Consider the following 8,995-nt stretch of genomic DNA (forward strand, 5'->3'; position numbering starts at 1 on the left):
GTCCGCTTTCGCGGACTTCATCGCCAGCCGCTGAGGCTACTTCTTGCTTCTCAGTGTCTCCACATCGGTCTTGCCGACGTACCAGTCGCGGGCGTTGACCTCCTCGAAGACCACCCAGACATCGTCATTGCTGAGGCCGGTGGCGTCCACGATGGCGRCCGTGACTTTCTTGGCTATGTCCGCCTTCTTGCCCGCCGGATCGGCGGCGATCACTTCCTTGACGATGCGGATGTTGACGAATGGCATGATTTCCTCCCCTTCGATTTTGTTAACGGCAGCTCAGTACGTTTTGGCGCCGTTGACCATCAGCCGCACCATGTAGAGTGAGGTGGTGCCGGCTATATAGAGGCAATTCCGCTTGTTGCCGCCGAACACGCAATTGGCCGTCACTTCCGGCACCTTGACCTTGCCGATCAGCGTCCCATCCGGATCGTAGCAGTGGATGCCGTCGGCGGCACTGGTCCAGATGCGGCCGTCCTCATCGAGCCTGAAGCCGTCGAACAGGCCGGCCGTGCAATCGGCGAAGACCTTTTCGCCCGACACCTTCTTGCCGCCCTTGCCGACATTGAACACCCGTATATGGGCAGGATCCTGCGCGCCATGCGTGCGGCCGGTGTCGGCGACATAGAGCTTGCTCTCGTCGAGCGAGAAGGCAAGGCCGTTGGGCCTGACCATGTCCGTGATGACGGCCTCGACCTCGCCGGTGCCGGGGTCGACCCGGTAGACGTAGCAGGCGCCGATCTCGCTTTCGGCCTTGTCGCCCTCATAGTCGGTGTCGATGCCGTAGCTCGGATCGGTGAACCAGATCGAGCCATCCGACTTGACCACCGCATCATTGGGCGAGTTCAGCCGCTTGCCGCGCCATTTGGTGGCAATGGTGGTGACCGAGCCATCGAACTCGGTGCGGCTGACGCGGCGGCCCGAATGCTCGCAGGTCACCAGCCGGCCCTGCCGGTCGACGGTGTTGCCGTTGGAATTGCCGGAGGGCTGACGGAAGACGCTGACATTGCCGTCCGTCTCGTCGTAGCGCAGCATGCGGTTGTTGGGGATATCCGACCAGACGACGTAACGGCCGGCGGCGAACCAGGCTGGCCCTTCCGCCCATTGGCATCCAGTGAACAGCTTTTCCACTTGCGCGTTGGAACTGAACAGCCGCGCGAAACGCGGATCAAGAATTTCGTAATAATCTGCGGCGGCCATGCTTTTTCTCCCGGCATTTAGGTCGGGCGCATGATCCCGAAAAATCGATTCCGATCTTCGGAAAGGATCATGCGCAAAATGAAAGTGCTACAGYGTTCTTTGCACGTCCGGAAGGACGCAACGCTACAGGCGCGATCAAGCCAGCCGGAAATCGATCTGGCAAGATCGATGATGAGCGCTTCACCGCATCTTGACCTCTCAAGGCAGATGGGAAGCAACGCCAACTCATCAGAACTGCCAGTAAGGACCGATTAACCGGCTATGCGCTGCGTGCAATGGTGCATTGCAACATCTTCTTTTTGCAATGCATCACTACTATGTCATGCTTCGTATCGATCAAGGGAGGAACAACCGGCCGCCAGAAACGCGGCACAGAAGGAACCTTGCTATGATCTTCAACGATCTCATGACCCGCGCTCGCACCAGCATTGCCAAGCGCAAGCACTACAACCGCCTCGTCGCCGAAATCGACAGCTTTTCCAGCCGCGATCTGGCCGACATGCGCGCTGACCGTTCAGAAATGCTCTACCAGGTCCACAAGCAGATCTACGGCTGATCTCGGACTATTGCTCGGCGCCGCCCAGGCGCGTTGAGATTGAGGTCAGGCTGAGCCGAAAACGGTGGATTCCGAGAACCGGAGCGGAGCGTACTTTTGAGTACGTGAGCACCGGAAGCAAAGGAAGCCGCCGTTTGCAGGCCGGCAACACCTGAATATCAATGCGCCGCCAGTGCCCTGTCGATCTGCGGCAACAACACCATCCGCGCCGCCTCGGCCGTCAGCGGCCCGACATACTTGTAGGCGATCCTGCCGTCCTTGCCGATGACGAAGGTTTCCGGCACGCCGTAGACGCCCCAGTCGATCGCCGTGCGCCCGGCTTCGTCGACCCCTATCGCCTGGAACGGATTGCCGAGATCGCCGAGGAACCGGCGGGCGTTTTCCGGTTGGTCCTTATAGTTCAGCGCCGCCATCACGAAACGCTTGTCCTGCGCCAGCGCCAGCAGCACCGGGTGCTCTTCGCGGCACGGCGCGCACCACGACGCAAACACGTTGACCAGCGTCACCTTGCCAGCGAAGGATTTCGTATCGAGCCCGGGCAGGTTGATGCCCTCCAGCGCCGGCAGGTTCGTCTGCGGCGCCGGCAGGCCGATCAGGGCCGACGGCACTTCCGAAACATCGCGCCCCGACAACAGCTGCGACAGGAACAGTCCGGCCAGGCCGAGGAAGATCAACAGCGGCAAAAGCACGAATAGGCGGCGACTGGGTGGTGGCGTTTCCGTTTCCATGCTCATGGCTTGGCGCCCTTGTCGGAACGCCGCCGCACGCCTGACGCTTCGAGTTCAGCGAGTTCGCGCTTGCGCGCCCGCTGGTCGAGCAGGATCCAGCCGACCAGCCCGGCCAGCACCACGGCGGTGATCGTATAGGCGGCGGTCACGTAGAGGGCGTGCGCGCTCATACGCCAGGCCCCGCCAAGGTGCCGCTTTCCAAACCGGTCATGTCGCCCAATTCGAACATGCCTTCCCTTATCCCCGCACCATCGGCTTCGCAATCGGGCGCCGCGCCGCAGCCTTTGATGTCACCTCAATCCGTTCCATGACGAAGCGCCAGCGCCGCCGAGACCGGGCCCAGCACCGCAAGAAACAAGGTCAGCGCGGCAAGAATGAGGAAGGGCTGCAGAAACGGATCGGGATTGGCCGTCGCGCCGTAGCTCGCCGAAACGCCGAAGATCAGCACTGGGATGGTCAGCGGCAGCACCAGCACCGAGATCAGCAGCCCGCCACGCGGCAGCGCCACCGCCACCGCCGCACCGGCCGCCCCGATAAAGGTGATCGCCGGCGTGCCGACGAGCAGCGTCAGCGCCGTGGCACCGATGCTGATCGGCTCCATGTTCATGAACAGGCCGAGCAAGGGAGCGGCGACCACCAACGGCAGCACGCTGCCCGCCCAATGCGCCAGACATTTGGTCAACACCGTCAAGGCCAGCATGTGCCGATCGTTGCCGAGCACCAGCAGATCGAGCGAGCCGTCCTCGCGGTCGGCCTGGAACAGCCGGTCAAGGCCAAGCAGGCAGGAGAGCAGCGCGCCAATCCACAGGATCGCCGGCCCGATGCGGGCAAGCAGCTTGAGGTCCGGCCCGACGCCGAAAGGGATGGTGGCGATGACGGCGAGGAAGAAGATGACCCCAGTCAAGGCCCCGCCGCCGGCACGGATGTTGAGACGGATGTCGCGCAGGAAGAGGGCTAGCATGCTTTGAGGTGCCTTTGCCCAGGGAGGAACGCCGACATCACTGCCCCATCCTCAATTCCTTCGCCTCATCCAATCCCAGCGGCAAATGCGTCGCCGCAACGATGATCCCACCCTCCCCACAATGCTTCCCCATCAACTGCGCAAATCGCCGCTCCGAAGCCTTGTCCAGCCCCGCCGTCGGCTCATCAAGCAGCCACAGCGGACGGTGGCTGACCAGAAGCTTGGCGATCGCCGCGCGCCGCCGTTGCCCGGTCGAGAGATAGCCGAAGGGCAGGTGGCCGATGCCGCCCAGCCCGACCGTTTCCAGCGCCTCTTCGACGCCGGCATGTCCATCGCCGTTGAAGTCGCGCCAGAAGCGCAGATTTTCCGCCACGCTGAGCGCAGGCTTCATGGCGTTCTGGTGACCAAGGTAATGACAGGCCGCAGCGATCGACGGAAATGCCTCGCCCCCGTCTTCAATCTCCACAACGTCTTCGATCTTCACAACGCCTTCGATCCGCACACTGCCTTCGGCCACCGGCAGCAACCCGGCGATGACCCGCAGCAAGGTCGATTTGCCGGCACCATTGGGCCCGGTGACAACCAGCGCCTGCCCGTCCTCCAGGGCAAAGCCGATGCCGGAAAACACCGTGTCGCCGCCGCGTTCGCCGCCCAGATTTTCGGCGATCAGCCGCATCCCTCGCCTGCCCTGAAAACCATGTGTCGCGGCAGCTGCCGCATCGCACAAATTTGCTTTGCAACTGTCTAGAACTATTCCAGAAAATTCTCTATATGCGGTGCATCCGTGCCAGCGGTCGGCGCGGGAACAGAATTAGCGCCGAACCAGCGCACGCGCCGCCTTGAACGGCTCGGGTTGCTTGGGAACGGACAGCGGAAATGGCCGTACCCGCACCTTTGCGCGTGATTGCATGCCATCGGCGTCCGTTCCCTTTCAGGCTGAACAGACAAGGATCGCACGTGTCAAAATCCCTAGACAGTTTCAATTGCCGCCGCACGCTGACCGCAAGCGGTACGGAGTATGTCTATTTCGATCTCATCGAGGCCGAGAAGAACGGCCTCACGGGCATTGCCCAGCTGCCCTATTCGATGAAGGTGCTGTTGGAGAACCTGCTGCGCAACGAGGACGGTCGCTCCGTCACCAAGGAATCGATCCAGGCGGTCGCCGGCTGGCTGACCGACAAGGGCACCGCCGGCGTCGAGATCGCCTATCGCCCAGCTCGTGTGCTGATGCAGGATTTCACCGGCGTTCCGGCCGTGGTCGACCTTGCCGCCATGCGCGACGCCATGGCCTCGCTCGGCGGTGATCCGCAGAAGATCAACCCGCTGGTTCCCGTCGACCTCGTCATCGACCATTCCGTCATCGTCGATGAATTCGGCACGCCGCTGGCCTTCGCCCGCAATGTCGAGCTCGAATACGAGCGCAACGAAGAGCGCTACAAGTTCCTGAAATGGGGCCAGCAGGCGTTCCGCAACTTCCGTGTCGTGCCGCCCGGCACCGGCATCTGCCATCAGGTCAACCTCGAATATCTCGGCCAGGTGGTGTGGACCAACACTGAGGACGGCGAAACCACCGCCTATCCCGATACCTGCGTCGGCACCGATTCGCACACCACGATGATCAACGGCCTTGGCGTGCTCGGCTGGGGCGTCGGCGGCATCGAGGCCGAGGCGGCCATGCTTGGCCAGCCTGTCTCCATGCTGCTGCCCGAGGTCATCGGCTTCCGCCTCACCGGCAAGCTGAAAGAAGGCGTCACCGCCACCGACCTCGTGCTCACCGTCACCCAGATGCTGCGCAAGAAGGGCGTCGTCGGCAAGTTCGTCGAGTTCTTCGGCCCGGGCCTCTCAAACATGACGCTGGCCGACCGCGCCACCATCGGCAACATGGCGCCCGAATACGGCGCCACCTGCGGCTTCTTTCCGGTCGACAGCGAAACCATCCGCTACCTCACAATGTCCGGCCGCAGCGAGGATCGCATCGCGCTGGTCGAGGCCTATTCAAAGGCGCAAGGCCTGTGGCGCGACACCGGCTCGGCCGACCCGGTGTTCACCGACCTGCTCGAGTTGGAACTTGGTTCCGTCGTGCCGTCGATGGCCGGCCCCAAGCGGCCCGAAGGCCGCGTCGCGCTGGAAGGCATTCCGGAAGGCTTCACCAAGGCGATGGAGACCGAGTACAAGAAGGCCGCCGAGATCCACAAACGCTACGCCGTCGACGGCACCGACCACGATCTCGGCCATGGCGATGTCGTCATCGCCGCCATCACCTCCTGCACCAACACCTCGAACCCGAGCGTGCTGATCGGCGCCGGCTTGCTGGCCCGCAACGCCAACCGCCTCGGTTTGAAGCAGAAGCCATGGGTCAAGACCTCGCTGGCGCCGGGCAGCCAGGTGGTCGCAGAATATCTGGAAAAGTCAGGACTGCAGAAGGAGCTCGACCAGATCGGCTTCAACCTGGTCGGCTTCGGCTGCACCACCTGCATCGGCAATTCCGGCCCGCTGCCGGCGCCGATCTCGAAAACCATCAATGAAAARGGCTTGATCGCCGCCGCGGTCCTGTCCGGCAACCGCAACTTCGAAGGCCGCGTCTCGCCCGACGTGCAGGCGAACTATCTCGCCTCGCCGCCGCTGGTCGTCGCGCACGCGTTGGCTGGAACCGTCACCAAGGACCTCACCACCGAGCCGCTCGGCGACGACAAGAACGGCAATCCGGTCTATCTCAAGGATATCTGGCCGAGCTCGGCAGAGATCCAGGAGTTCATCGAGAAGAACGTCACCCGCGAGCTGTTCGCCCGCAAATATGCCGACGTCTTCAAGGGCGACGAATACTGGCAGAACGTCGAGGCGCCGGTAGGCCAGACCTACACCTGGGACGACAACTCGACCTATGTGCAGAACCCGCCCTATTTCGCCGGCATGACCGCTGGTTTCGGCAAGATCGGCGACATCAAGGGCGCCCGCGTGCTCGGCCTGTTCGGCGACAAGATCACCACCGACCATATCTCCCCGGCCGGTTCGATCAAGGCGGCCTCGCCGGCGGGCAAATATCTCACCGACCATGGCGTCGGCGTCGCCGACTTCAACCAGTACGGCACGCGTCGCGGCAACCATGAGGTGATGATGCGCGGCACCTTCGCCAACATCCGCATCCGCAACCACATGCTGGGCGAGAATGGCCGGGAAGGCGGCTACACCATCCACTACCCGTCGAAGGAAGAGGAATCGATCTACGACGCGGCGATGGGATACAAGAAGGAAGGCGTGCCGCTGGTGATCTTTGCCGGTGTCGAATACGGCAACGGCTCGTCGCGCGACTGGGCGGCCAAGGGCACCAATCTGCTCGGCGTGCGCGCCGTCATCGCCCAGTCCTTCGAGCGCATCCATCGCTCGAACCTGGTCGGTATGGGTGTCATCCCCTTTGTCTTCGAGGACGGCACATCCTGGGCGTCGCTCAACCTGAAGGGTGACGAGCTGGTCGAGATCGACGGGCTGAGCACCATAAAGCCGCGCCAGACGATGACCGCCAAGGTCACCTATGGCGACGGCACGGTGAAGAACGTGCCGATCATCTGCCGCATCGATACGCTGGACGAGCTCGACTACTTCAAGAACGGCGGCATCCTGCAATACGTGCTGCGCGATCTGGCAGCATAGTAATAAGGGAATAGGGCAGTAAGGGAGTAGGGGAGTAGGGCAAGCAAGAACAGGCTAACCTATTCCCCTACTGCCTTACTCCCATATTCCCTTACTCCCATATTTTTCGGCGCTCCGAAGCGCGCCGCTGCGGCCAGCAGCACGCCGAGCATCAGTCCGTTGAGGATGTGCCAGAGGAAATGCGTGCCGAGCGGGAAGCCGGCGCAGACCAGCGGGTCGACCATCCGGCAGATGACGGACACGACGAAGATCGCCGATCCCACCAGATTGTACCAGCCGGCGCGATTGCCGCTGGCCGCCACCAGTATGCCGAAGAAGGCGAGCGCCAGGAACGGCGGCAGGTAGCCCGTCGTGCCATTCGAGGCCTGGCGAAGCCAGTCCGGCACCGCCAGCGTCAGCAGCCCGGCAACCACGTAAAAGGCGACGAAGATGGCGATCGCCTTGCCCCATTGCATACCGAGGAAGCGGCGCAGGTTGAACAGCGTATAGGCCAGCGTAAAGCCGGCGATCGGCAGCACATCGGCCCAGACCGTGCCCCTGGTGGCGAAGGTGTGGAAGATCGTCGAGCCAATGCCGATTGCCACCACCCACCAGGCCAGCACCTCGGCGAAAGTGCCGGTGCGCAGCCTTCGCACCTCGCGCACGCCCCACAGGCCGGCCGCGATGAAGGCAAGGTTTGTCAGGGCATTGACCGGCTCGGACCAGAGTTCCGGCCCGGTTCGCTCGCAATAGAGATCGATCGGCCCCGAAAGAGTTTGCCACATCGTGATTGCCGCCCGAATCGGTTTCTACCCTGAACTGCGAGCCCTTCTCCTATTGCGCCGCTGCGGTCGGTTGCAACGGCAAAAATTTCACCGCAACGTGACTTCCCGTTGACTTCCGCTTCTGCCACATATTCCAGCAACGACAATAAAGCCGGCGCCACCGGCGGGAATCGGAATGACCATGGCCTCGCGAAAAACATTGTGGCTGGCGGCCCTTGCGCTGGCCTTCTCAGCGGCTGCCGGCACCGGCCAAACCGCCGAGCCCGGCAAGACGCAGGCCGACAGACCTCAGATCGACAGGCCCTTGGGCGTGGTCGAGCTGTTCACCAGCCAGGGCTGCAATTCCTGTCCGCCGGCCGATGCGTTGTTCGCCGAGCTTGCCGCCAAGGAAGACATCGTCGCGCTCGCCTACCATGTCGACTACTGGGATTATCTCGGCTGGCAGGACACGCTGAGCCGCAAGGAGAACACCGAGCGGCAAAATGACTATATGCGCGCCTTCGGCAGCCGCTCGGTCTACACCCCGCAGGCCGTCATCAACGGCCGCGTCCATGTCAACGGCGCCAGCCGCGTCGATGTCGATGGCGCGCTGGCGCGGATGGCCAAGAGCGGCCAGGGCATGCGGGTCGCGGTCAAGGTCAGCCGGACCAGCGACCGCGTGATGATCGACGCCGGCGATGCCGGAAACGGTCCCAGCGATGCCCATGTCGTCATCGTCTATTTCGACCCGCCGCAGACGGTCAAGATCGGCCAGGGTGAGAACACCGGCCGCAAGCTGACCTACTGGAACGCGGTCTCGGGCATTCAGACCGCCGGCATGTGGCACGGCAAGGCGCAGCGCTATGAATTGCCGATGAGCGAGATCTCCAAGAAGGGCGGCTGCGCCGTGCTGCTGCAGTCGGTCGGCAGGGATGGCTTGCCCGGCCCCATTCTCGGCGCCGCCTTCATTCACAAGCCTTGAAGCTTTCACATCTCGATTGGCGCGTTCCGTTTCGCCGATAGCGAGACGATCGTCATTTCGTCATCCTGAGGCAGGGCAGGGGCAAGGCAACGATGCGCTGACGCCACAGCTTTACAGGACCTTGATGTCKGCGGGACAGCCCCCCTCTGGCCTGCCGGCCATCTCCCCCGCAAGGGG

10 protein-coding genes are annotated in these 8,995 nt (G+C 62.9%); 3 read left to right on the plus strand and 7 right to left on the minus strand.

The genetic code is table 11. From position 1 onward, the window contains the following. Positions 1-36: 36 nt before the first annotated feature. Positions 37-246 (minus strand): tautomerase family protein, encoded by a 210-nt coding sequence (locus ACXJ7R_RS17550; protein ID WP_457152944.1) that lies wholly within the window; start codon positions 244-246, stop codon positions 37-39. Positions 247-279: 33 nt separating this feature from the next. After that, on the minus strand, positions 280-1,200 hold the full coding sequence (locus ACXJ7R_RS17555) for an SMP-30/gluconolactonase/LRE family protein (RefSeq protein ID WP_457152945.1): 921 nt from the start codon (positions 1,198-1,200) through the stop codon (positions 280-282). 388 nt (positions 1,201-1,588) lie between these two features. Here ACXJ7R_RS17555 and ACXJ7R_RS17560 point away from each other — a divergent pair, with 388 nt between their 5' ends. Then, complete coding sequence (locus tag ACXJ7R_RS17560) at positions 1,589-1,756, plus strand: hypothetical protein (RefSeq protein ID WP_095083997.1); 168 nt, start codon at positions 1,589-1,591, stop codon at positions 1,754-1,756. Between the two features lie 158 nt (positions 1,757-1,914). Here the strand turns inward: ACXJ7R_RS17560 and ACXJ7R_RS17565 are convergent, their stop codons facing one another. From ACXJ7R_RS17565 to ccmA, 4 genes are all read right to left on the minus strand, one after another. Then, a complete protein-coding gene (locus tag ACXJ7R_RS17565) occupies positions 1,915-2,490 on the minus strand; it encodes a DsbE family thiol:disulfide interchange protein (RefSeq protein ID WP_095083996.1) in 576 nt (191 codons plus the stop codon). Further along, positions 2,487-2,654 carry a heme exporter protein CcmD gene (ccmD, locus tag ACXJ7R_RS17570; protein ID WP_095083995.1) on the minus strand — a complete coding sequence of 56 codons (168 nt, stop codon included), beginning with the start codon at positions 2,652-2,654 and terminating at the stop codon, positions 2,487-2,489. Before ccmD ends, ACXJ7R_RS17565 begins: the two co-directional genes overlap by 4 nt. Positions 2,655-2,779: 125 nt before the next feature. Further along, on the minus strand, positions 2,780-3,445 hold the full coding sequence (gene ccmB, locus ACXJ7R_RS17575; protein ID WP_095083994.1) for a heme exporter protein CcmB: 666 nt from the start codon (positions 3,443-3,445) through the stop codon (positions 2,780-2,782). Positions 3,446-3,482: 37 nt separating this feature from the next. Then, positions 3,483-4,121, minus strand: a complete 639-nt coding sequence (ccmA, locus tag ACXJ7R_RS17580; RefSeq protein ID WP_457152946.1) for a heme ABC exporter ATP-binding protein CcmA — start codon at positions 4,119-4,121, stop codon at positions 3,483-3,485. A gap of 281 nt (positions 4,122-4,402) precedes the next feature. Between ccmA and acnA the strand changes: the two genes are divergently transcribed. Continuing rightward, entirely contained in the window at positions 4,403-7,093 is a 2,691-nt protein-coding gene (gene acnA / locus ACXJ7R_RS17585) for an aconitate hydratase AcnA (RefSeq protein WP_457152947.1), read from the plus strand. A gap of 59 nt (positions 7,094-7,152) precedes the next feature. Here acnA and ACXJ7R_RS17590 read toward each other — a convergent pair whose 3' ends face one another. Next, positions 7,153-7,857, minus strand: a complete 705-nt coding sequence (locus ACXJ7R_RS17590; protein WP_457152948.1) for a ceramidase domain-containing protein — start codon at positions 7,855-7,857, stop codon at positions 7,153-7,155. A 175-nt stretch (positions 7,858-8,032) separates the two neighbouring features. On the opposite strand from ACXJ7R_RS17590, the gene ACXJ7R_RS17595 reads away from it, so the two are divergent. Further along, a complete protein-coding gene (locus ACXJ7R_RS17595) occupies positions 8,033-8,818 on the plus strand; it encodes a DUF1223 domain-containing protein (RefSeq protein WP_457152949.1) in 786 nt (261 codons plus the stop codon). The last annotated feature ends 177 nt before the right edge of the window (positions 8,819-8,995 follow it).

The sequence above is a fragment of the Mesorhizobium sp. P5_C1 genome (genome assembly GCF_054049815.1).